We start from the raw sequence: 24,982 nt of genomic DNA on the forward strand, positions 1-24,982 counted from the left end.
CCAAGGTTTAAATATGCGCTTTTACTTAGAATAAGCGGTTGCTTTTCTCTAAGCAGGCTTTCCGCGGGGAATTAGTGCAAACATTTTTTGTTTGAAAGACTGAAGATGGCAGTACTGCGCATATTTCCTTAAAAATATTAAGCATTTAGCGAGGTAAGAATGGATTATGAATTTGAAAAACAGTTCCTTGAAAAGAATGCGAAATACGCAAAGTCTGCAAACAAGATAGACCTCAGGCATTACGAAAACTACAATGTAAAGCGGGGTCTGCGTAATTCCGACGGCACAGGTGTTTTAGTCGGACTTACCGAGATAGGCGATGTACATGGCTATATCGTTGACGAGAAGGAAAAAGTTCCAGTAGAGGGTTCATTGAAGTATCGCGGGATAGACCTTCTCGACCTTTGCAATGGCTTCCTGAAAGAGAAAAGATTCGGATTTGAAGAAACCGTTTACCTCCTGCTTTTCGGTAAACTGCCAGACAAGGAGAATCTCAGTAATTTTAAGCAGCTTATGGCCTCATACAGGGATCTGCCGAGCGAGTACAAAGAGATAAGTATGAAGGCCCCGAGCCGCAATATTATGAATAAACTGGCTCGAAGTGTGCTTTTTGCTTATTCATACGATAGAAATCCCGAAGGCAGAACATTAAAAACGATACTTCGCCAATGTATTGAGCTTGTGGCGAAATTCCCTGTAATGATTGCATACGGCTATCAGGCCAAAATTCATAATTTTGATAATCAGAGCCTCGTTATTCACCGCCCGGACGAAAATATGGGTACTGCGGAAAATTTCCTAAGGCTAATAAGGCCTGACGGAGCTTTCTCTGAGGTAGAAGCTGAGATCCTCGATCTGGCTCTAGTAGTACACGCAGAACACGGCGGCGGAAACAACTCTTCTTTCACCACTCATGTGGTTATGAGTTCTGATACCGATATTTATTCGGCAATTGCAGCAGCAATCGGTTCGCTGAAGGGGCTCAAGCACGGCGGCGCAAATATCCGTGTGATTGAGATGATGGAAGATATTTCAAGAAACGTAAGCAACTGGACGGATGAAAAAGAAATTGAGGAATATCTCGCACGCATAATACGCAAGCAGGCATTCGACAGAACCGGCCTTGTTTACGGTATGGGACATGCAGTATATACCAAATCCGACCCAAGAGCTGAAATCTTCAAGAAAAAAGTCGAAGAGCTCGTTTCGGAAAAGGGTTATGAAAGAGAATTCGAGCTTTACAAAAATGTTGAAAAGCTCACCCCTCAGGTCTTTGCAGACGTGAAGAAGAGCGACAAAGTAATAAGTGCGAATGTAGATTTCTATTCCGGCTTCGTTTACAAGATCCTCGGAATTCCGACAGATCTTTACACGCCGATGTTTGCAATGGCCAGAATCGCCGGCTGGAGCGCTCACGCTCTTGAAGAAATAGCAAGCGGCGGAAGAATTATAAGGCCTGCATACAAGAGTGTAGCGAAAAGGAAGCCGTACATACCTTTGGATGAACGTTGAAATAATTGCGGCATAATTAATACCACAGGGCAGAATGCAATTATTGCGCTGCCCTGTTTATTTTCTTGGATTTTAATTATGTAAGGAGTTTGATTGGATTTCCACCTCATATTAGCTCTTCTTGCAAATATTGCCGGTGTTTATATGCTCTGCAAAGGTGCGGATATGCTCGTTGAGAGTTCTGTTTCTCTTGCAAAGAAGGCTGGAGTAAGCACATTTGTAGTTGGTCTTACGGTAGTTTCCATAGGCACGAGCGCTCCTGAAGTTGCCTCAAGTACAGCGGCAGCCGTTAAAGGGGCTGGTTCTGCGGCTTTAGGTAACATCTTCGGTTCAAATATTGCCAATATTGCTTTGATAGGCGGCATAAGCTCGCTCATAAGGCCTATGACAGTTAGCCGGCGTGTAAGCAGGATTGAAATGCCTGCGATGAATATTATTGTATTACTAATGCTGGCATTCCTCTGGAACTGCTATATCAGCAGAATCGAAGGGCTTTTTATGCTTTCAGCTTTTATAATTCTGCTGTATCTTGTAGTATATGAGGCCCACAAGGGAAGAAAAATCGCAGCTTTAGAGCCTGTTCCCAAAACTCAGATGCCTCTTCGAAAAAGCATCATCATTCTCGCAGCAGGGCTCGTTTTTTTGATTGGCGGCGCAAAGCTTGCGCTGGAAGGGGCTGTGTATATCGGCAGAGCTATAGGCATAAGCGAGGCTGTAATAGGGTTGATAGTTCTTGCGATAGGGACGAGCCTGCCCGAATTGATTACGTGCGTAACAGCTGCTCTGAAGGGGCATGAAAATATCTCTGTAGGTAATTTGATAGGCTCAAATATATTCAATGCCCTCCTAGTTACAGGTGTGGCATCTTCTGTGAGCCCTTTCAGCTTTGAAGCAAGGCTCAAAGGGGCAGACTACCTTCTCGTGCTTGCAACGGGCATAATATTCCAGATCTTTGCAGTTCGAGGAGGAAAAATATCAAGGCCTAACGGCGCCTTTCTTCTGCTAGTATATATCGCTTATACAGCCTACTGCTTCATTCACGGATAATCAGGCGAGATACTGCTTATAGTCTTCAAGATTAACTTCTTGACCTTCACGTACGAGATTTTTTTCAAGCAGCCTCGCATATGCAATACAATATCTTGCCCATGGCTTTGCCTCGAGCCGCTTTTTGTTAATAGCTTCGCCAGTAGCTTCGCAGAGACCGTATGTGCCTTTGTCAAACTTCTGTAAGGCGTGCGTGATTTCCGAAAGAGTTTCACGTTCACTTTTCATCAAATTCAGAGCAAAGTCCTGAGAATAATTATCACTTCCCAAATCAGCCATATGTATCGGCATACTTGAGAGGTCTCCGTTAGACTCGCCCAACGTGTTCTTGAGCGTGTCATTCTCTATTTGAGTGAAATCACCAAGTATTTCCGCCCTTCTTTTAAGGAGGAGATATTTGAAATGATTCATTTCCTTATTCGTAAGGTGCTTAGATTTCTTTGATTTTTTTTGAGCCATACTCTTGACAACCTTTATTGTTGTTTAAATATCGTTCTGAAAGCGTTTAGAATTTTAGAGAATAATATTTTATGTTCAACAGCAAATTGCTAATTATCAAAACATTTAAATTTTCTTAAAAATTAGATGCCCCAGAAATCGGCTAAATAAATAAAGTCGATATAGTCCACAAAGCCGCTTTCATCCAAATCTGTCTTCAGACAATCCTCTTCAGGAGTTTCAAGCCAGCAAGAGGCAAAAATCGATAAATCGCTCTCATTAACCGCACCGTCGCTGTTCAAATCGGGAGTCAGCTCGTAAAAACCGAAATCTACTCCTGTTTTCGCCTCCCCTGCGTAAATATCAACGTAATTTTTATTAACATCTGATATTTGAACCAATCCCTCAGCAAGGCTATATGCGTTCACTCTTTTATAGTATTCGTAAGTGTTTTGGACGTTGTCATTTTCATCGTCCCCATCGTAAATATTTTGGGCAGTTGCTTTAATTATTTCCCTGAGCTGAGGGAAAGTAAGCTTAGTTCCGCGGAGATCTTCTGAAATCTGCTGGGCTATAACACTCACTCCCGCAAGGATCGGTGAAGCCTGAGAAGTACCGCTCATAGTTAAAATATTCCCGCTGTTTCCTGCCGCTGTAATCTTCGCTCCAGGAGCCATGAGGCAGGATATCTGATGATGCCTGAGGCTGAATGGAGTAATTCTGTCTGCATCGGTAGAAAATGCTGTCGCTCCGCCCGAGTAAGACATATAACCGATATCGTCATCAAAAACAGCTCCCACTGACATTGTATTCAGATCAGAGGCAGGGTATGAACAGCCCTCGTCAGGAGCGTGGTCTATATAGCTGTTTCCAGCAGAGCAGAATGAAGCTACGCCCATTTCTGCTAAAGCAGAAAATTCATCATTCAGTCCGTAGCCCGCGGTGAAGCTGTCATTGTTTTCCCCATCTCCCAGCGATATATTAACGCTCGCTATATTATAGGCTGACGCATTATTCACAACCCACTGGAGTGCTTCTTCTACGTAACCAAAAGTGGCGTTGCCTTCATCATCGAATACTTTAAGGGCAATTATGTCCGCAACCGGCGCGATTCCCGGATAGGTATCATCTTCGCCGGCAATTATGCTGGTAACGTGTGTCCCGTGCCCGTCGTAATCTGCAGCCGAGCTGTCATTTTCGGCAAAGTCATACTGATATACAATCCTGTCGGCCACGCCGTTATTGTCCAGATCAGGGCCGAAAAAACTGTGATCAACATCAATACCTGTATCTATAACAGCAACTGCGTATCCTTGGCCGCTGTAGCCGTCGAAGTTGTAATCATTCCGAAAATCACTCATTCCAATCAAATCATTTGTTTCGATCATATCAGGCCTGATTTCGCTGTCTGTCTGACCCATTTTGAAAAGGGGTGCTTCAGAACCTTTGGTTGTGCAGTCTTCGGAAGGCAAAGGTGCTGCACCCATTTGCTGGGGCTGGAGCGGAGAGAGCTCATAAGGATAGGTTTGAAGCCATCCAGACTGCGAAATTGCAGATATTAAATGACTGCCTGCCTTGAGTTCTGTAAGGGTATAGTTTCCGCTTGAATCTGTAACATCGTTTGGCTCATTTGAGTCTAATGTTCCGTTGAAATTCGTGTCAGAATAAACTGTCCAGCCCTGCGGGCCAGTCTCGCCGGCATCTTTGCTGGCATTAAAATTAAAATCGGTGAATATATTGCCTGATATAGAGCTGTAACCGCCCTGTCCTACGCTGATTATCCGTTCGAAATAATTGTTGGTTTCATCGCTTTCCTGCACCTCATCGTAATAATCAATCTCCACAGAAATTGTATATGCCCCGGGCTGGAGGCTGCCCAGATATTTATCTGTGTAGAAACTGAAAGTTTCGCCGGAGAAAAAAGGCCATACGCTGAGATCGAAAATCCAGCTGTTAGTTTCAGGCCCTTCTAAAACAATCCGGACAGAGAAATCCCCTGCCATAGAACTGCCTTCATTTTTTACGGCCATATTGTAGTACAAATCGGTCCCGCTGGTGTAGAAAGGATTGGAAGTATGGTTTTCGGAATCGGAAAGCTGCTGATAGCCTACAGGAATCTCTTCAAGCCAGTTATCAGGAAGGTACGGGGCTAGATCAGAGGCTGCAGAGGCTGCGTAAGAAAATTCAGTTGATAAAACTCCCGAAGCAAAAAGTATAAGAAGGCATAAGCTTTTCATTGCTGAATTCGTCATAGCGAACCCCCCTTTGAATTATAAAACCTATTTAGTCGTTCCTGAAAAATCAATGTTTTCGGAAAAATTCCCGAAATATATCAGATCAATTGAGTCTTTAACTTGTTTTTGATTCCCAAATTTCTATAAAATCCAACAATTTGAAGCGTAAAAATAAGGGCAAAAGTAAACTTCTTTAGAAGTTTACGCATATTGTACCCAAAAGCGCTGCCGAGAGCGTTCATTTTGTCCCCTTCTACACCTTTCAAGAAGTTTCTTGCCAACCTGTTGTCTTCTTTGAGATGGCCTATCGTTGGTTCTATGCTTGATCTTCTTTTAAGCCACCTCTTGATACTTCGTTTCTTCTTTCGCCAGCCCCTTTCTACAATCTCAACATTCCCAATATCCTCACAGCCGTGTTTCTTATAACCTCCATCAACATAAACATCTCCAAGCTTCTTACGCCCGATAAATTTCATTGTCTGCCTCAGGTTAGCTTGCAGGGTATGGCCATCATAAGGGTTGCCTTCAAAACCCAACGCTCCTACAATGAAATTATTCTTGGCAGTAGTTACAATTCCAACCTTATTGCCAAACTCATATTTTTTGTGGCTCTTACCTTTCGCAATGCAGCAGACGTGAGGCTCATGAATGCTGTAGAGCTTATTCTTGCTTTTCTTTGTCTGGGCTAAAAGCTTCTTTGCGGCCTGAAGCAATGTATCAAAAATCATTCTTAACTGATTATTGTCTGCTATATTCCGCTCAATTTCCTTCGTAATCCGCCGCAGGTAGTTCCTCAATTTCTTCACTTCCTTTTTTGCTTCCTTGAACTTCCTTGCACGTCGATACCTACCCTGCATCACATATGCCCTTTTCCCAACCCTTTCATAGCTCTGGCGAAGATGGATTTGGGTGGCTTTTGCAAGAGCTACAAGTTTACTGCGAAGTCTGTGGCAGAGTTTTGCATCGGTCGGATAAGTGATGTTCTTCTGCTGAACGGTTGTATCTGCAACAAGCTTGTTGAAATCGCTCTTCTTGATAACCTTGAGTTTCAAGCCTGCCTTAATAGTTTCAGCAAGCAGCTCTTCAAGACCATCAGATTTTACCTTATTACGCCATTTAGTCATACTAGTAGGATCTATGGGAGGCTCATGCTGAAAGTATCTCTCACCGCAGAAATACTGCCAGTAAGGGTTCTCAATCCAGCCGGCAACGACTGCTTCATCGCTGAGATTGAAAGTGTATTTGAGGTATTGAAGGCCGACCATCAGGCGAATCGGCTTGGCTGGCCTGCCTAAATCAGGACTGTATAAAGTACCAAACTTTTCCTCAAAGCGAGACCAGTTGACAGCTTCTGAAAGTTGTACTAAAGAATGATCAGGATTTACAAGAGGTTTTAATGGCTGCTGAAAGAGTAAGCCTGCTTTATTGTTTTTTGCCTTCATTATTTTGTCCCAATATTGCAAGGTTTTGATAGATGTTAGATAAACACTTGCAATATTATACCATATCCTGAAAGCTTTTCAATCATATAAACCATTATTACAAAAGAATTTAAGGAAATTTGCAGACTTTTTCAGGGACGACTATTTAAGGTCGATTTATATATCTTGAAGATTTACTTAATATTTTTTAACAATTGAACATAGTATTTTTGGCAAATTAATCATTACGCTCAATCTTGTTAATTTACTGCCACTGAAAGATTTTGTTCTTTGATGTTAAAAAACTAGTAAAATAAAAGGGTCTGTTTTATTGTTCAAGCCTGATTAGATCTTCATAAGTTTGACGTTTCCTTATTACCCTGTAATCATCACCGTCCACAAGAACCTCTGGGAGCATTGGCCTGGAGTTGTAGTTGCTTGCCATTGTAAACCCGTAAGCACCCGCCGTGAAAAGAGCCAACGCATCTGCTCTCTTAAGAGGCGGCAAGAGCCTGTCTTTGGCTAAAAAGTCGCTTCCCTCACAAATCGGCCCGACTACATCATATTTCTCCAGCCCTTTCATCTGCATATCCTCGGTCCGTTGCTTAGGAACAAATTCCAAGCCCGCTTTCACCGGCCATATAAAATGGAATGCTTCATAAAGAGATGGCCTTATCATATCATTCATAGCTGCATCAACAATTGCAAATTTCTTGCTGCCCCCCTGCTTTATATACTGTACTTCAGAGAGCAGTATTCCGGCGTTAGCGGCAATGCTTTTGCCCGGCTCAAGGATTAGTTTCAGGTTTTTCCCCTTCAGCAGAGGCACAATAGCCTCAGCATACTGCTTCGCCGAAGGCCCGTATCCGGTTACATAATCCGCACCATATCCGCCGCCTATGTCAAGGGCTTCAATCTCATAACCTTTACTGCGCAGGGTATCCACAAGAGTTAAGATCTTCTCGATAGCCTCAACATAAGGGTCAACAGTGTTTCCGCCTGAGCCCAGATGAATATGTATCGCCCGAAGCTTAACGCTTGGGTTGTGGGAGTATGTATCGAAAACCTTTTCAGCCCTCTCAATATCCACTCCGAATTTGCTTTCCTTCTTCCCTGTGGTTATGTATGCGTGGGTTTTAGGATCTACGTCCGGATTAACCCTCAAGGCAGCTTTAGCTGTGCAGCCCCGCTCAGAGCTCAGCCTGATCAGATTTTCAAGCTCCTCTTCGCTTTCAATGTTGAAATATTCTATGCCGGCATCAAGGGCCTGCTTAATCTCCTGGTCGGTCTTGCCCACTCCAGCGTAAACAATCTTTTTCATATCCGCGCCGGCCTTAATCGCCCTGAAGAGCTCGCCTCCGCTTACGATATCAAAACCGGAGCCGTTTTCCCTTAAAAACTTTAGGATATTAATATTGCTGCAGGCCTTTATAGAATAACATACGGTTGTATCCATTTCTGAGTAGGCGTTCTGGATTTTGTGCAGATGGTCAAGGAAGGTATTCTTACTATACACATAACAGGCAGTACCTACTTCTTCTATAATCTTTGAAGCAGGGAGCTGCTCTATATACAGCTCCCCGTTTTTGTAGTTGAATCTGTCCATAAAATCAGCTTTTATTGGTGTAATTTTTGTTTTTTGGTCTGCGGCTTTTCGCCACGGTTACATTAATAGCCTTGCCTGAGAGATCAGTTCCATTAACCTCTTCGATAGCCTTGCCCGCTTCGGACGGCTTAGACATCTCAATAAAACCATAGCCTTTTGAATCGCCTGTCTCTTTATCAGCAATGATTCTTACTGAATTCACCTCTCCGTACTTGGAGAATATTTCCCTGAGATGGGTTTCAAAAACATCTGAGGCCAAATTTCTTACGTGGATAGTTACAGGTCCTTCTTTGGGAAGTCTCGGTGCAGAAGGCTTTGTGTTTTTGGTGTTCTTGCTGGATTTGGATTGCTTTGGAGAGCGTTTGCTTCGTTTTGAAGACTGATAAGGACTTTTAGTTTCGCTGAGTCCAAGCACGGCAGTTACATAAACCATAAAAAGGGTTACAGCACCGTGAAATGCAATCTGCTGGGCAACTTCTTTTTTGCTTGCACCGGAATCCATTGCAAAAGAAATACCTGCTCCAAAAAGCAGTATTAACACTAATGTAACAACCGGCCACATCGCCTTAAGTTTCTTTAACATATTATCTCCTGATAATTAAACTACATTTACAGAGGGCAACTTATTCACCTGATTTTAGGACGCTCTTAAACGCCTCTTGAGGGATTTGTACAGATGCAACACTCTTCATACGCTTTTTGCCCTCTTTCTGCTTTTTTAATACCTTCATTTTGCGGGTAATATCCCCGCCGTAAAGCTTAGAGGTTACATCTTTTCTGTACGCCTTGATTGTTTCCCTTGCAATCACTTTTCCGCCGATAGCCACCTGCAGCGGCACCTCGAACTGCTGCCTCGGGATTGCCTGACGAAGGCGATCGATCATTTTCCGGCCTCTTGTCTCAGCAGATTCCCTGTGAACTATAGTGGATAAGGCATCCACCTCTACCTTATTAACCAGAATGTCGATTTTTACAAGATCGCTTTTCTCAAAGCCGATAAGCTCATAATCCATCGTTGCATAGCCTCTGGTTGCTCCTTTGAGGATATCATAGAAATCGTAAACAATCTCGGCGAGCGGAGCCTTAAACTGCATCATTACCCGATTACTTCCGAGATATTCAGTTTTGCCAACTACACACCTTCTCTGCTCTGCAAGCTGCATAACAGTTCCGATGTAGTCTTTTGGCATAATAACCTCAAGTTTTACAAAGGGCTCCCTGAACTCTTCGATTTCGCTTCTCTCGGGAAGCTGAGAAGGCGAATCGACCTTGAAAATTTCTCCCGAAGTTGTCATCACCTCATAGCTCACACTTGGCGAGGTTTGGATAACTTCAATATCGTTCTCTCTTTCAAGTCGCTCCTGAACTATTTCCATATGCAGAAGTCCAAGAAAGCCGCACCTGAAACCAAAGCCCAGAGCCGGCGAATTCTGCGGGAAAAACGTAAAGCTTGAATCATTGAGAGCAAGCCTTTCGAATGCAGCTTTCATCTTTGGATAATCGCTGCTCTGAGCAGGATAGAAATCTGAGAAAACCATCTGCATTGGTGGTTCATAGCCGGGTAGAGGATTCTCAGCGGGTTCATCAAGGCTGGTGATAGTATCGCCGACACGTACATCCGAGAGGCTCTTTATATTGGCAATCATATAGCCAACCTCTCCGCAGCCGAGCTCTTTGCGCTTATCCATCTTTGGTGTAAATTTGCCAAGCTCGGTTACTGTGTAGCTGTGCCCGCAGCTCATAAATGATATCTTCTGCCCTTCTTTAATTTTGCCGGAAACAACCCTCAGGTAGCAGATTACTCCGCGGTACTCATCAAAGTGGCTGTCAAAAACCAGGGCCTGAAGCTTATCATTTATGTTATTTTCCGGAGCAGGCAGTCTTTCAATTATTGCTCCAATGAGCTCATCTATACCTTTTCCGGATTTAGCACTTACCGAAATGCACTCTTCCCGTCCAATTCCAAGAATGTTTCCAAGCTCTTCAATCACCGTTTCGGGCATTGCGGCAGGAAGATCAATCTTATTCAACACAGGAATTATTTCGAGGTCTTCGTTAATAGCAAGGTATGCATTGGCTACAGTCTGCGCTTCTACGCCTTGAGCAGAATCAACGACAAGAAGAGCCCCTTCGCAGGCAGTCAGAGCCCGTGATACCTCATAACTGAAATCCACATGCCCTGGCGTGTCAATTAGGTTGAGCATATATCTCTCGCCCTTGTAATTGACATACATGGTAACAGCGGAGGCCTTGATCGTAATGCCGCGCTCTCTTTCAAGATCCATACTGTCGAGCAGCTGATTATGAAATTCCCTTTGAGTAACCGCTCCTGCATGCAGCATAATTCTATCTGCAATAGTGCTCTTGCCGTGGTCTATATGTGCTACTATGGAAAAATTTCTTATATTTGCTAAATTCATTTATTCCCTTAAAGGAGTTCTCAAACAGCAGAAGACTGCTTAACAGCTTTGGCGCATCTCTTGCACAAGTCTGGATAGTCTTCATCTTCACCCACTGTAGCGGAGTAGTTCCAGCATCTCTCGCATTTTTTGTGCTTGGATTTGCTGGCTGTAACCTCCAGATTCTCGCCTCGCTGTATTTCAGCTTCACTGATTATACAGAGCTCCGCAAAATTATCATCACCAAATTGTTCAAGCATCTCAGCAGTTTGCTCATCCGCCTTTACGATGACACTTGCCTGCTGGTTTGAGCCTATAGTCTGGTTTTGCCTAAGCTCTTCAAGTTTCCTGAGAACTTCATCGCGTATTTCAAAAATCGTTTTCCATTTATCCTGCTCAGCAGAACATGGAATCTCCTCGGGAGCATCTATAAGAGAAAGATGCACGCTTTCGGAATTTTCATCTTTCTGATCAAGTGCTTCCCAAGCCTCTTCTGCGGTATGCACCATTATTGGCGCAATTAACTTAATCAGACCGTTAAGGATTTTCCAAAGTACAGTTTGGCAGCTCTTTCTTGAAGGGCTTTCGGGCAGCTCGCAATACAAGCGATCCTTCACAACATCCATGTAAATGTTGCTCATTTCCACAGTGCAGAAATTGTATATGCCGGCAAATGCCTTATGAAAGACGAAATTATCATAATCTTCGATAACATTTTTGACCATAAGATTATAACGGTAAACAGCCCACTGGTCTATCTGCTCCATCTCCTCAACAGCGACAGCTTGTTCAGGCGTAAAGTCCTTTATATTACTCAGCATATACCTTATGGTATTGCGGATTTTCCTATAAGAATCTCTCATCCTGCCGATGAGCTCATCGCTGCATCGCATATCTTCCTGATAATTCACGCTGGAAACCCAGAGTCTGAGGATATCCGAGCCGTATTTTTCGATCTCCTCCATTGCGTTTACATAGTTCCCTAAAGACTTGCTCTGTTTGTGCCCTTCAGCATCCACCGTAAATCCGTGGGTGAGAACATTTTTGAAAGGCGCTTTGTGCATCGCTCCAAGCGCGGGCAGAAGAGAAAGCTGAAACCATCCTCTGTGCTGGTCGCTGCCTTCTAAATACAAATCAACGGGCAGATCCCATCCCCTGTTTGCTGCAACGCTGTGCCAGCTGCAGCCGGACTCAAACCATACATCAAATATATTTTCTTCTTTTTCCAGATCATCAAAACTGAAACCCTCAGGCAAATCAAAATCCTCGCCGAGTATTTCTCTCGGGCTGTCGGTAAACCAGCTGTCCGAACCTTTCCTGTCTATATGTTCTGCTGCTGAGGCAACAGCCTCAGGGGTTAGCAGGCTCCGCCCTTCTGAATTAACAAATACCGGTATCGGCAGCCCCCAGCTTCTCTGCCTGCTGAGACACCAGTCCGGCCTTGATTCAAGCATACCTGCAATCCGCTTTTTGCCCCAGCCGGGTATCCAGCGAACCTCCTCAGTACTGGCAACAGCCATCTCCCGCAGCGTCTTTCCAGTGTCCTGAAGCTTTCTGTCCACGCCCACAAACCACTGCTCTGTTGCCCGGAAAATAACAGGCATTCTGCTTCTCCAGCAATGCGGGTAGCTGTGAAGCATATCTTTTCTTGCAAAAAGAAGGCCGTCTGCTGAAAGCCTTTCAATAACCTCTTCATCCACCTTCAGAACATTCTTGCCTGCAAGGAAATCCGGAACGCTCTGATCGTAGTTGCCGTTTTCATCTACAGGCGAGTAAATTTCCAGCCCGTTTTTCACGCCGGTCATATAGTCTTCAGTTCCGTGCCCGGGTGCTGTATGAACGAGCCCTGTTCCGTCTTCTGTGGTAACGTAATCTGCCTGCACAACGAAATATGCATCTGCTTCAGTAGGTTTTTCAGTGATAAAGGGATGAGTGTATCTCAGCCCTTCAAGCTCAGAGCCTCTAACCCTCGCCTCAGAAACGGTGAAATCTGTTAGCCCTGCAGCATGGGATGCCGCTTCAATACGCTCAGCGCATATAATGTCTGCATATTTCTTTCCGTTTCTTTCATACTTTATAGCTGCATATTCAAGCGACGGATTAACAGCAACAGCAAGATTGGCGCAGAGAGTCCAAGGGGTGGTTGTCCAAATCATAAAGCTTGCTGTTTCGCCCGCCTCTGCAAGGCCGAGCTGTCTCAGCTTTTCTGCTGAATCTTTTTCTGCAGGGAAGTTTACGTAAATGCTCGGGGATGTAATGTCTTTATATTCGAGCTCAGCATCAGCAAGAGCTGTCTGGCAGCCTACAGACCAGTGAATCGGCTTGAGCTGCTTGTAAACAAGCCCCTGCTCTACAAGCTTGCCGAAAACCTCAAGTATTCCCTTCTCGTAAGCGGGCACCATTGTGAGATACGGGTCTTCATAATTTCCGAAAACTCCAAGAGATGCAAACTGCTTAGACTGAAGCTTTACATACTTGCTTGCATACTTCTTGCAGCGTTTGCGGATCTCGAGCTTTTCCATATCCGCCGCTTCTTCTCCGAGCTCAGTCATCACCTTCGCCTCAATGGGCAGCCCATGGCAGTCCCAGCCCGGTACATACGGGGCATCAAAGCCTCTCATAGTCTTGTATTTTACAACAATATCCTTGAGTACTTTATTGATCACGTGCCCCATGTGGATGTCTCCATTGGCATACGGAGGGCCGTCGTGCAGAATATATGGCTTGCTGCCCTTCCGGGCTTCTCTGATTTTCTGATATATCTTTTCCTTCGCCCACTGCTTGCGCATCTGCGGCTCGCGCTGGGTAAGGTTGGCCTTCATTGCAAAAGACGTTTTGGGAAGATTCAGCGTTTTCTTGTAATTTTTATTTTCCGACATTTCTACTGTTCCGTTTCTCAGTTAACATATAGACCGTTAATCATAACGTTTACTGAGTTAATGTCAAGATATGCTGTCGTGTATTTAGAAGAACGAAAAGTTGAAATACGAAAATCCCAAAATCCAAAGAGCAGCATTTTCAGTCTCTGAGCAGCGTTGATTTTAGCGAAGGACTTAGTAAACGCTAATCCGCACTAATTTTTGTTGATTATTTATTTATGCGATAAAAGCTGGCGGCAGAAAGCGGCGGCCGCTCTTGTGCGGGGAATCTTCTCGCCACACGTCAATTGCCCAAAAATCCCAGCAATTTGGTAATATATGTGTTTAATTTGGGATTTACATCCCATCCTTTCAATCCTGTCTAAAAATAAACCTGAAATATTATTTCATATTGACTTTAATGCCGAAAATATATATAGTATTTAGGCAGTGAGTTTTAGAAAATAAATAGAAAACTAACTGCAAGGATACAACTTGAAGACTGTTATAATAATTCCCGCCAGATATGATTCCACCCGTTTCAAGGGTAAGATTCTCGCCTCAGAAACTGGCAAATATCTTGTGCAGCACACTTATGAAACTGCTGCTAAAGCCGAATCGGCAGATAAAGTCATAATCGCCGTTGACAGCGAGAAAGTTTTGCAGGCATGCCAAAGTTTCGGCGCAGAGTGCGTCCTCACTGACCCTGCTTTGAAGAGCGGTACAGACAGGGTTGCCAAAGCCGCTGAGAACACAGACTGCGATATTATCGTTAATGTTCAGGCTGATGAGCCTGAGATAGACCCGAAAAATCTCGACCTGCTTGCAAAACTGCTTGAAAACAACAAAGAGGCAGATATGGCAACGCTTGTTACGCCGGTTAAGGATCGAAGAGAAGCTGAAAACCAGAACGCGGTAAAGGCAGTTGTTGCAGAAAACGGGTATGCGATTTATTTTACCAGACAGCCCGTACCGTACTCACGTAAAGACGGGCAGCCTAATTTAAGTCTTATGAAACGGCATTTAGGGGTCTATGCGTACAGAAAGGATTTTCTTATGAAAATCACCCAAATGCACCAGACTCCGCTTGAGATAAGCGAATCACTCGAACAGCTTCGAGCTCTGGAAAACGGCTTCAGGATCATAGCAGATGAAATTCCGGAGGCGCACGAAGGAATAGATACGGAAAAGCAGTATATGGCTTTTGTTAAAAGAATACTTAAATAATTTTACGGCGGTAACAATGTCCCAGAAAAGGGAAGATATATTTGCAAGCATCAGCAATAAATCCTCGGATACTGAATTCTTCTCTCCCGTACCAAAAGGGTATGTTAAGGGAAAAACTAAGTATGTAGTAGTTCTCGGTACAGTTATGAGCGGATTGGGCAAGGGTATATTCTCCTCGTGCGTTGCCAAGCTTATGCAGGATAAGGGCCTTAAGGTATCTCCCGTGAAGCTAGAAGGGTATCTCAATATGGATTCCGGCACGCTTAATCCATTCCGGCACGGAGAGGTTTTCGTTCTCGATGACGGCATGGAATGCGATATGGACCTTGGAACTTATGAGAGAATGCTCAATTTAGACCTTTCCAAACAGAATTTCAGCACCAACGGTCAAGTATTCAGTTCTGTGCTGAAAACAGAGAGAGGCGGCGGCTACCTAGGCCGGGATGTTCAAGTTATCCCTCATGTTACAGGCGAGGTCAAACGCAAGCTTCGTGTGCTTGCAAGAGACAGCGAAGCGGATGTCGTTTTCGTGGAAATCGGAGGAACTGCAGGCGATCTGGAAAACGCATTCTACATCGAGGCAATGCGTGAACTGGCAAACGAGGAGGGAGACAGCAACTGCTGTTTCGTGGCCCTAACCTATATCCTTGCCCCGCAGACCCTCGGAGAGCAGAAATCAAAGGCCGCACAGCTTGGAATAAGGGAACTGCTTCAGAAAGGTATTCAGCCCTCAATTATAGCTTGCAGATGCGAAGAAGAGGTAACAGAGCAGGTTAGAGAGAAGATCAGCCTTTTCAGCAACGTACCCTTCAGCAACGTATTCAGTATGCACGATTCAAAAAGCATATACCTTATCCCCGCAATGCTCAGAGACAGCGGCGTGGATTTCAGCATCATAAAAATGCTGGGGATTGAAGACAAGATAGATCTGCGCAAGGAACGCAGTGAATGGGAAAAATGGTGCGATTTTACCGATCGGGTAACTAAAGACCATAAAAATGAGGTTACAATAGGGATAACCGGCAAATACATATCCGTACGGGACAGCTATGCATCAATCAGCAATGCGATTGAGCACTGCGAGGCATGGCTTGGCTGCAAGGTTAATGTGGAGTGGATAGAGGTTACAGACATCACCCCGGAAAACACTGAAGCTGCTCTAAGAGGCGTTGACGGGATAATAGTTCCGGGCGGATTCGGCGTACGGGGAACTGAGGGCAAGATAGAATGCATAAGGTATGCAAGAGAGCACGATTTGCCATATCTGGGGCTCTGCCTCGGCTTTCAGATGGCTGTGATTGAATATGCGAGGAATGTATGCGGGATAAAAGATGCCAACAGCTCTGAAATCGCTCCAAACTGCGGCAGCGCAGTGATAAACCTCCTGCCGGAACAGAAAAAGATTGAAGGGCTAGGCGGAAATATGCGTCTTGGGGGAAGGGATGTGGAAATCAAGAAGGATACGCTTGCTTATAAGCTTTTTGGTGATGAGCAGACCGCAAGGCTCAGATTCAGACACAGATATGAAGTTGACCCTGAATACATAGAACAGCTTCAAAATGCAGGACTCGTGTTCTCAGGAAAAGCGCCGAACCATCCTATAATGCAAATTCTAGAGCTGCCTGAACACCCGTATTTCATCGGAACTCAGGCACACCCATGCCTTACATCAAGACCGCTCAATCCCAGCCCAATGTTTCTTGGCCTGATTGTAGCAGCTATGAAGCATAAATACCCGGGAATTTATCCCGAGGACGTTTCAACCCTTGTTAAAAAGGCGGTGCGTAAATAATATTTCGCTTTATGTTTCGGGTGAAATTATAAATTACCCGCTGGCTGAGGCTTTAAAAGTTATTCCCGCGGGTCTTCGCCCTGCTCTATTTTGCGAACCTTATCGAGCCTCTGCTGGTGTCTTCCCCCCATAAAGTCTGTCTCCAGCCATACTTCAACTATCCTTCTTACAGAACTCTCTCCGAGCAAATCGCCGGAAAGACAAAGAACGTTAGCATCATTATGCTGTCTTGAAACGCGCGCATTTATCTCATCAAAGCAGAGAGCGCCGCGTACATTTTTCACCTTGTTTGCAGTAATACACATACCAATGCCGGTACCGCAAATTAGGATTCCCCTTTCCGCCTCACCGTTAGAAACAGCTATAGCTGCTGAATAGCCTACATCAGGATAATCAACAGGGCTTTTTCCGTCGGAGCCGTAATCTACGCATTTGTGCCCCATTTTTTCGACAAGGCCTTTAATAAGTACTTTTGTTTCGTAACCTCTATGGTCGTTAGCTAAAGCTATAATCATAATACAATTTCACCTAATCTTTTATTGACCGAATCTTCCAGCAATTCTACAAATTTCTGGAAGTCTTCGCCTTTCCCATCCGGCTCAATTATGTCTTTTCCCTTACGCAAAAGATAACATTTATCACGCACTTGAGGGTAAAATTCGAGGATCCTTTCCCTCTGTTTTTTTGCCATTACAAATATCGCATCGCTTTCTATAATATCTTTTTCAGAAAGACCGGTAGTTATATGTTCATCGAGATTTCCGCCGATAGATTTAGCAAATTCCATTGCAGCATTCTGTGCAGGCTTATCTATTTCAATTTTAACACCAGCACATGAGATATTATAGCCTTTTTCCTCGAGCTGGGAAACACTGCAATCAAAATTTTCCGCAAGACTTTTCCTGCAGAGCTCTGCTGCTATAGGGCTTGAGAGCGTATTGGCCTCGCAGACAAAAAGCAGCTTAATCGCTGAAATATCCAAAAGTTCCTGTTCTTTCACAGCTCCTTCCCTGAGAACCATAAGCTTGTTTTGGGATATCATAGCAACTGTGCTGTTCAATGCCTCGGTGCAAACGCCCCCGTCAATGATAGCATCAACTTTTCCGTCGAACTGCTCTATAACCTCTTCGCCGCTGACAGCCGGTTCTTTTCCGGAAATATTTGCGCTTGTTGCCACTACGGGAATACCAGCCAGATATAGAAACCTTGCAGCGGTTTCTTCGTCTGGGCATCTGACGCCTACGGTCTGATTGTGGTAAATTGAGTCCCATTTTTCAGCGAGTTTACGATGATTACGAGGCATTTTTTCGGGCGGGACTTTAAAGACCATAGTAAGCGGTCCAGGCCAGAAGTTATCTACTATCTTCTTGGATTTAAGATCTATCTCAGGGACATAACTGCTCAAAGCCTCAGGAAATGGTATATGCAGGGAATAATATTTCCCCTCTTTCCTGCTCTTTAGCTCGCTGAGCTTAGAGGCAGTTTCGCTGTCTGCCCTGGCTGCGAGCCCATAGACAGTTTCCGTTGGGAAGGCTACTATACCGCCCCTTTTCAAAATCTCCGCAGCTTCGGAAAGCTCTTGGGATTCTATCTCTAAGTTTTGATATATTTTTGTATGCATAGAAATATTATTATATTGTTATTTTAGATAAAATCAATCGTTGTTAATCGTTGAACAAGCCCAATTGTTGCGTATAATTCTTTTGCAAATTGATTAAAGCTCTGCTGAATATAAAAGGGATGCCTTGAATTTTTTACAACAAAAAGAACCCGGCATGATAAACGCAGATTTCGAGGATATAACTGCAATGAGAATCCTCAAGGCTGCTGGATTTTGGAAACGTGCCAGAAGAGAGTATTACAACATTAAAGTGCGATGCTACAATCTAGCATTTCCCAATTTGCCGGCTTCATTCTCAGGTAAAAAGATTCTATTTATTGCAGATCTACACTACCCGGGCAGAGAGGGTTTTCACGAAAAGGTGCTTGAGATGGTGAAATCACTCGATTTCGACTATTGTTTTTTGGGCGGAGATTATGCCTGGGGAGACGGTGAATTTCCGGTATGGGTATGCAGGTTTATGAACTCGCTTCTGAGAGAAATAAAAAGCAAAACCACAGTAATTCATTCTATTCTAGGAAATCACGATTCCTTGTTCATCTCAGAACATCTTGGGAATGCCGGTGCTTGTATGCTCATTAACAGCTCCGCAGAGATTGAATCAGAAGCTGGCGAAAAGATCAGCGTTGCAGGCCTTGGAGACCACCATAAACTGCGTAATGATGACTGGGATGCCATGATGAGTTCGTTAAACCATGACACAAAATTCCGGATTCTGCTGTGCCACAACCCGAACTACTATTTGAGGGCTCAGCAGACAAATTTCTCGCTGATGCTTGCAGGACATACCCATGCAGGGCAGTTCTGCCTGCCGAGCGGGATTCCTGTTTTCACTAACTGCCGCGCTCCGAGGCGTTATGCCAGAGGGCAATGGAAATACAAGAATCTTTCCGGAATAACGACCGCTGGCGTGGGGAGCAGTAGGCTCACAGCAAGGCTGAACTGCCCTGGAGAAATAAGTATCATAACTTTGCTGAAAGACAAAATGGGAAATGGTTAAACTATTGAACATATTTCTTCTTTTCTATGTGATTTTGATTGCCGGCTGCACGCCAAGAGATTATTACAGCAGAGAAAGATATGCACCTGATGCGCCGGATAAATTTGTAAACCAACCCGAAAGCCTCTCAGGTGCTAATGACGAATATGAGTTTTTTTCAGGCAAGTGGTGGGAACAGTTTCAAGACCCGGAGACTAACCGTTTGGTTCAAACGGCCTTAAAGAACAACCCAAGCATTAAATCGGCATTTTCAAGGGTTAATCAGGCAAAGCAAAATCTCAACATTCAGGCCTCTCAGGACTGGCCTTATGCAAATCTTGAGATGTCTGCATCAAGAGGGAAGGACATGCCGGCCTATAAAACTTCTGATAATCTGCAGGCGGGCCTGAGAATCAACTATTTACTCGATCTTTTCGGTAAGCAGGCAGCAGGAGAAAGAGCCGCTCTTGAGAGATTTTTGGCAAGCAGAGAAAGCAGGCTCTCTGTTATGCATTCGGTTGTTTCAAGCACGGTAAAATTAAGGGCGCTTTCAGTTGTGGCAAGCAGGCAGCTGGGGGTGAGCAGGCAAAATGCTCGAAGCTGGGAAAAAACCGCTAAGACAGTGGAAAGAAGATATCAGAATGGAGTAGCGAATGTATCTGAAGTTCATCTTGCAAAGCAGAACCTTGCATCTGTGAGGGCTGAGATACCTGATTATGAAAAACAGCTTAAAAACTATCTTTACTCGCTTGATATAATCCTCGGCCGCCCGCCCGGCGAAACCCAGCTGAAAGAGGATGAAATCGGGCTGCCCGAACCGGCAGAGCTTGCAGAGATAGTCCCCGCTTCGCTTCTCGATCGCAGACCTGATCTCAGAGCCAGCCGTCGCAGGCTCGCAGCGGCAGTTCAGGATTTAAATGTGAGCATCGCTGATATGTACCCGCAGATATCTCTTACAACTTCAGCGGGGAGGCTTTCTGAGGATTTTTCCGGCCTTTTAGAAAGCAAAAATTCTGTTTACTCCATCGCAGCTAATATTACTCAGCCTTTATTTGAAGGCGGAAGATTAAAGGCGGCTGTGAAATACAATAAGGCGAGAGTTGAAGAGCTTGCATTGGAGTATTCAAAATCCTTTCTCGACGCATTAAAAGAGGTTGAAACTCTGCTGATGCAGGAAAAACTCTACAACATTCGGCTTAAAAATCTTAACGAAAGCCTGAAACAGGCAAAAAAGGCTGAAAGAAGCATTAAGCGTGAATACAACTCCGGGCTTGCAGCTTTTACCGCCCTTCTACAGGCAGAAAGACGCAGACGGAATACGGAGTTTCAGGTTAATTATATGACAGGTCAGATTTGGGTGAACAGATGCAATCTTCACCTTGCCCTTGGTGGTAACTGGGAAATGGGTCAGGATAACAAAAAAACTAAGCGAGGCGGAATAGATGCAAAATAATGAAAAAGCCGTAAGGCCCGCTGCTCAGGCAGTTATATTTCTTCTGATACTTTCGGCAGCTGGTCTCGGGGCATATCTTATCTTTAAGACCCGGACGAAAATCACACCGGAAAAGGCTTCTAAATTAGTGCCGGCAGTGGAAACGTTGGTTGTAAAACTCGAAGACAGACCTGTGATTGTTGAAAATTACGGTAATGTTGTGCCGGAAACATCATCGCAAATCATAAGCGAGGTGCCTGGAAAGATTACCCGGTTCGATATAAACAAAGGCGAAGGCTTCAAGAAAGGCAAAACATTGCTTGAGATAGACCGGCGTGATTACCAAATCGCACTTGAAACAGCAAGGGCTTCCGTTGCAGCGGCAGAGGTGAATCTCGATAAGGAGCTTGCTCAGGCTGATGTAGCAAAAAGGGAATGGAGAGAGCTTCATCCAGATAAAGAGCCGGCTAACCCGCTTGTATTCAGGATTCCGCAGGTCAATGAGGCAGAAGCTGCTCTTGAAAGCGCAAAAGCACGGCTTGAAAAGGCCAAGCTCGATCTTAACAGAACGCGGATTTCAATGCCTTTCAATGGCATTCTCACAGAAAAACTTAAAGAAGAAGGTGAATATATAGCCCCGGGCGAACCTGCGGGGAAAGTTTATTCAACCGAAATTTTTAATGTTGAAGTGCCTTTGAGAGATGAAGACTTGCAGTGGTTTGCAGTTGGCGGGCGTAATGGAGGCGAAGTTCAGGTTGAGGCTGAATTTGCCGGGGATAAATACAGCTGGCTCGGGCGGGCTGCAAGAAATGCAGGAAGAGTTAATCGCGGCACGAGAATGGTAACTGTAATCGTGGAGATAAGAAAAAAAGGCTTTGAAGGCTCCGGACTAATACCTCTACCCGGGATGTTTGTAAAGGCAAGATTTATCGGAGATGAGAGAGAAAATATCGCAGCCGTGCCCAGCACAGCGGTTCATAATATGAAAGAGGTTTGGGTAGCAAACACTGAAGACCAGCTTGAAATCAGAAAAGTTAAAGTTCTTCGCATAGACAGAAAATTTGCATACATATCCGAAGGCCTGAAAGATGGGGAAAAAATAATCACCAGTATGATTGATTCCCCAGTGGAAGGTATGAAAATCAATCCGGCAGGCAGCGAAAGCAAACAATCGGAGCAGAATTGATGGATTCAAAGAAAGGGCTGATAAGCTGGTTTGCAGGGAATCACGTTGCGGCTAATCTGCTTATGTTTGTGATAATAGGCGGAGGTATTGCAGCGTCCTTAACGAGCAATCTTGAGATATTCCCTGATATAGACAACAAGATGATAACAATAACTGTTCAGTATCTCGGAGCTTCACCTGAGGAGGTGGAAACAGGGATTTGCCTGCCATTAGAGGAGGCTGTTTCAGGGCTGGAAGACATAAAGAAGGTTTACTCAACCGCTTCTGAGGGGGTTGGCTGGGTGTTAGTAGAGCTGGAGGATTTTGCTGATACAAGCGAAATGCTCGATGAGATAAAAAAAGAGGTTGACCGCATAAGAACATTCCCTGAAGAGGCTGAAAAGCCTGAGATATCCGAGGTTGACCAGTCAGATCATATCGTAACTGTTATGGTTTACGGGAATGCAACCCAGAAATCGCTCAGAAAAATAGGCGAAGACGTTCGAGATGACCTTTTAGACAGCGAGAAGATTACCAAATGCAGCATTAAGGGCGCCCCGCCCTACGAAATTTCAATTGAAGTATCAGAAAAGTTGCTTCGAAAATACAACCTCACTTTCAGTGAAATCAGCAGAGTTATAGCGGAGTCTTCAATTGATGTACCGGGCGGTTCGATAGAAACCGGCAGCGGCGAAATTCTCATACGTACGCAAGGACAGATGTATGTTGGCGAGGAATTCGAAGATATTATCGTAAAGACCAACAAGGACGGCAGCTTTCTGCGGCTCTCAGAGATCGGCAAAGTGATAGACGGCTTTGAAGAAACTCCTATGATAACAAGATTCAACGGAGAGCCTGCTGTACTCGTGGAGGTAGGCAGAGTGGGAAGGCAGGATGCTGTTGATATAGCTGCCGCAGTTAATGAATACGTTGAGAAAAACGGAAGCTCTCTGCCAGCCGGCATAAAGATGCAAACTTACAACGACTATTCAGTGCATCTGCGATCTCGGCTGAGCCTCCTGCTTAACAACGGACGAAACGGCCTGATTCTTGTATTCATCTGCCTTCTGATCTCGCTCAATATCCGGCTCTCCTTCTGGACAACCCTCGGGATACCAATCTCATTTATGGGGGCGATGATCATTTTGTCTTTTCTGGGTGTATCGATAGATATGCTCTCTCTGTTTGCTTTTATAATATGCCTTGGAATTGTCGTTGACGATGCTATTGTTGTAGGCGAGAATATCCATGCGCTCCATCAGAAAGGAGTACCTGCCTCTAAGGCCGCTGTACAAGGCGCAAAAGAGATGGCGAGCCCTGTTACGATAGCCGTTTTGACCACCATTGTAGCATTCCTGCCTATGATGTTTACTATTGGGATCATGGGACGAATCCTCAGGGTTATACCAATTGTGGTTATAGCAGTTCTTGCAATATCTCTGGTGGAGTCTTTGCTTATCCTGCCTGCTCATCTTGATGCTTCTATGAAAAAGACCGGCAGAGACCGCCCGGGAAGGCTCAGAAATCTTATAGATAAATCCTACAAAAAATTCTCCGAAGGGACTTTCAAAAGGATTATTGAAAAAATTATAAGCTGGCGATACGTTACCATGGCCTGCGGATTGTTTGTTTTGATCATTACATTTGCAGTAATAAGGGCAGGCTATGTAAAATACACTTTCTTTCCTTCAGTTGATTCGGATACCGTAAGCGTTTCGATAGAAATGCCCGTGGGAACGCCATCTGAGAAAACCCGAAAGGCCGCTGCAAAAGTTGAAAAAGCCGGCAGAAAAACTGCCTCAGAACTAAACAAATCTGAAAGAGATGAGAAATCAATGCTCAGATACATCACAACGATTGTGGGCAAGTCTCAGATAGTTGACAATTCGCCCGGGCCTCAGATATCAGACGGGTCTGCATCATCTCATCTTGCTGTTGTGGAAGTTGAGCTTCGTAGTGCTGAAGAGAGGAGTATTTCCTCGAAAGAATTTGTGAACAGATGGCGGGAAAATGTAGGTCTGATACCCGGACTGAATTCGATTAAATACAACTACACAATGCAGGATGCAGGGGAGGCAGTGAAAATAGAGCTTGGAAACAGGGATTTTGAAAAACTCAAATCTTCTGTTGAGATTTTCAAAAAACGAATAGCTCAAATCCCGGGGGTAAAGGACATTAAAGACAACTTTGAGCAAGGCAAAAGAGAAATTAAACTTTCTCTGTCTCGTGAAGGGAGGGACGCAGGGCTCACCCTTGCAGATATTGCCATTCAGGCGAGACAGGGATTTTACGGCGATGAGGTTCAGAGGATTCAAAGGCAGAAGGATGAAGTTCGGATTATGCTTAGGTATCCATACGAGAAAAGAACCACTCTTAGGGATATTAAGAATGTGATGATTAAAACCCCCGACTCAAGACAGATACCCTTTGAAACTGCTGTCAATATCGAATACGGCAGAGGCTATTCGCAAATCAACCGCTCAAACAGGCAGCGTACTATCACTGTAAGCGCAGATGTTGACCCGCTTGAGGCAAACTCGCAGGAGGTTAATAACTACATATTCAGCACAATCCTTCCTAATATGAAAAGAGATTACCCCAAACTCACCTACGATGTGGAGGGAGAGCAGAAATCGATGAATGAGAGTATGTCGAGCCTTGGAAACGGATTCATTTACGCATTTTTCGGCATCTATGCACTCATAGCAGTTCAGTTCAGGAGCTATATTCAGCCGGTAATTGTAATGAGTGCAATCCCGTTTGGGATTATAGGCGCTGTTGCAGGGCATTTGCTTATGGGATTCGATTTGTCCCTTATGAGCACTTTCGGAATAGTTGCCCTTACAGGAATTGTGGTAAATGATTCGCTTATACTCATAGACCTTATCAACAGAGAAAGAAAAAACGGTTTGAGTCTTTATCAGGCTGTTATAGATTCTGCTGTGAGCAGACTCCGCCCTATCCTGCTGACCACATTAACCACCTTTTTCGGCCTTGTTCCAATGATTCTTGAACAGTCCCTTCAAGCACAATTCTTGATTCCAATGGCCGTGAGTCTCGCTTTCGGCGTCCTGTTTGCTACTTGCATCACCTTGATACTTGTCCCGTCGCTGTATATGATAATTGAGGATATATATTGGTCTATTTTTACGGCGAAAAATGCGCGAAAAAATTAGAATTTTTATAGCTATTTACCGAGCCTTATGTTAATATTACCAGCAGGTAAAGATTGTTTTTTATTCTAAAGGTAT

General features: G+C 44.4%; 17 protein-coding genes. 8 read left to right on the forward strand and 9 right to left on the reverse strand.

All coding sequences use genetic code 11. The features are described from left to right. The first annotated feature begins 159 nt into the window (after positions 1-159). Together STSP1_RS01790 and STSP1_RS01795 are read left to right on the forward strand one after the other, a co-directional pair. On the forward strand, positions 160-1,512 hold the full coding sequence (locus STSP1_RS01790) for a citrate/2-methylcitrate synthase (protein ID WP_085754708.1): 1,353 nt from the start codon (positions 160-162) through the stop codon (positions 1,510-1,512). 93 nt (positions 1,513-1,605) lie between these two features. Further along, complete coding sequence (locus STSP1_RS01795; protein ID WP_085754709.1) at positions 1,606-2,559, forward strand: calcium/sodium antiporter; 954 nt, start codon at positions 1,606-1,608, stop codon at positions 2,557-2,559. On the opposite strand, the gene STSP1_RS01800 is transcribed toward STSP1_RS01795, so the two are convergent. From STSP1_RS01800 to ileS, 7 genes are all read right to left on the reverse strand, one after another. Then, complete coding sequence (locus tag STSP1_RS01800) at positions 2,560-3,018, reverse strand: TraR/DksA family transcriptional regulator (RefSeq protein ID WP_085754710.1); 459 nt, start codon at positions 3,016-3,018, stop codon at positions 2,560-2,562. Positions 3,019-3,140: 122 nt separating this feature from the next. Then, complete coding sequence (locus tag STSP1_RS01805) at positions 3,141-5,249, reverse strand: S8 family serine peptidase (protein ID WP_085754711.1); 2,109 nt, start codon at positions 5,247-5,249, stop codon at positions 3,141-3,143. Positions 5,250-5,329: 80 nt separating this feature from the next. Further along, on the reverse strand, positions 5,330-6,673 hold the full coding sequence (locus STSP1_RS01810) for an IS5 family transposase (RefSeq protein ID WP_118158561.1): 1,344 nt from the start codon (positions 6,671-6,673) through the stop codon (positions 5,330-5,332). Between the two features lie 307 nt (positions 6,674-6,980). Then, positions 6,981-8,258: a diaminopimelate decarboxylase gene (gene lysA, locus STSP1_RS01815; protein ID WP_085754712.1), complete on the reverse strand. Its 1,278-nt coding sequence runs from the start codon at positions 8,256-8,258 to the stop codon at positions 6,981-6,983. A gap of 4 nt (positions 8,259-8,262) precedes the next feature. After that, positions 8,263-8,841, reverse strand: a complete 579-nt coding sequence (locus STSP1_RS01820) for an RNA recognition motif domain-containing protein (RefSeq protein WP_226997494.1) — start codon at positions 8,839-8,841, stop codon at positions 8,263-8,265. A gap of 40 nt (positions 8,842-8,881) precedes the next feature. Further along, positions 8,882-10,678, reverse strand: coding sequence for a translation elongation factor 4 (lepA, locus tag STSP1_RS01825; protein WP_085754713.1), 1,797 nt, complete (start codon positions 10,676-10,678; stop codon positions 8,882-8,884). A 20-nt stretch (positions 10,679-10,698) separates the two neighbouring features. Beyond that, positions 10,699-13,536, reverse strand: a complete 2,838-nt coding sequence (gene ileS / locus STSP1_RS01830) for an isoleucine--tRNA ligase (protein WP_085754714.1) — start codon at positions 13,534-13,536, stop codon at positions 10,699-10,701. Between the two features lie 474 nt (positions 13,537-14,010). Here ileS and kdsB point away from each other — a divergent pair, with 474 nt between their 5' ends. Both kdsB and pyrG read left to right on the forward strand, forming a co-directional pair. Continuing rightward, entirely contained in the window at positions 14,011-14,742 is a 732-nt protein-coding gene (gene kdsB, locus STSP1_RS01835) for a 3-deoxy-manno-octulosonate cytidylyltransferase (protein WP_161491558.1), read from the forward strand. A 16-nt stretch (positions 14,743-14,758) separates the two neighbouring features. Then, positions 14,759-16,534 carry a glutamine hydrolyzing CTP synthase gene (gene pyrG / locus STSP1_RS01840; RefSeq protein WP_085754716.1) on the forward strand — a complete coding sequence of 592 codons (1,776 nt, stop codon included), beginning with the start codon at positions 14,759-14,761 and terminating at the stop codon, positions 16,532-16,534. Between the two features lie 59 nt (positions 16,535-16,593). Here pyrG and rpiB read toward each other — a convergent pair whose 3' ends face one another. Both rpiB and STSP1_RS01850 read right to left on the reverse strand, forming a co-directional pair. Continuing rightward, on the reverse strand, positions 16,594-17,049 hold the full coding sequence (gene rpiB, locus STSP1_RS01845; protein WP_085754717.1) for a ribose 5-phosphate isomerase B: 456 nt from the start codon (positions 17,047-17,049) through the stop codon (positions 16,594-16,596). Next, complete coding sequence (locus STSP1_RS01850; RefSeq protein WP_085754718.1) at positions 17,046-18,155, reverse strand: L-threonylcarbamoyladenylate synthase; 1,110 nt, start codon at positions 18,153-18,155, stop codon at positions 17,046-17,048. The genes rpiB and STSP1_RS01850 overlap by 4 nt, the downstream gene beginning before the upstream one ends. Positions 18,156-18,309: 154 nt before the next feature. Between STSP1_RS01850 and STSP1_RS01855 the strand changes: the two genes are divergently transcribed. Genes STSP1_RS01855 through STSP1_RS01870 form a run of 4 tightly spaced genes read left to right on the forward strand, consistent with a single transcriptional unit; the run spans position 18,310 to position 24,907 of the window. Beyond that, a complete protein-coding gene (locus STSP1_RS01855; protein WP_085754719.1) occupies positions 18,310-19,155 on the forward strand; it encodes a metallophosphoesterase in 846 nt (281 codons plus the stop codon). Then, positions 19,148-20,587 carry an efflux transporter outer membrane subunit gene (locus STSP1_RS01860; protein ID WP_085754720.1) on the forward strand — a complete coding sequence of 480 codons (1,440 nt, stop codon included), beginning with the start codon at positions 19,148-19,150 and terminating at the stop codon, positions 20,585-20,587. The genes STSP1_RS01855 and STSP1_RS01860 overlap by 8 nt, the downstream gene beginning before the upstream one ends. Further along, the gene (locus STSP1_RS01865; protein WP_085754721.1) at positions 20,577-21,752 is read left to right on the forward strand and encodes an efflux RND transporter periplasmic adaptor subunit; all 1,176 of its coding nucleotides are present in this window, start codon (positions 20,577-20,579) and stop codon (positions 21,750-21,752) included. Before STSP1_RS01860 ends, STSP1_RS01865 begins: the two co-directional genes overlap by 11 nt. Next, complete coding sequence (locus STSP1_RS01870; RefSeq protein WP_085754722.1) at positions 21,752-24,907, forward strand: efflux RND transporter permease subunit; 3,156 nt, start codon at positions 21,752-21,754, stop codon at positions 24,905-24,907. The genes STSP1_RS01865 and STSP1_RS01870 overlap by 1 nt, the downstream gene beginning before the upstream one ends. The last annotated feature ends 75 nt before the right edge of the window (positions 24,908-24,982 follow it).

Origin of the sequence: Sedimentisphaera salicampi, from assembly GCF_002117005.1 — a bacterium.
Taxonomy (GTDB): Bacteria; Planctomycetota; Phycisphaerae; order Sedimentisphaerales; family Sedimentisphaeraceae; genus Sedimentisphaera; species Sedimentisphaera salicampi.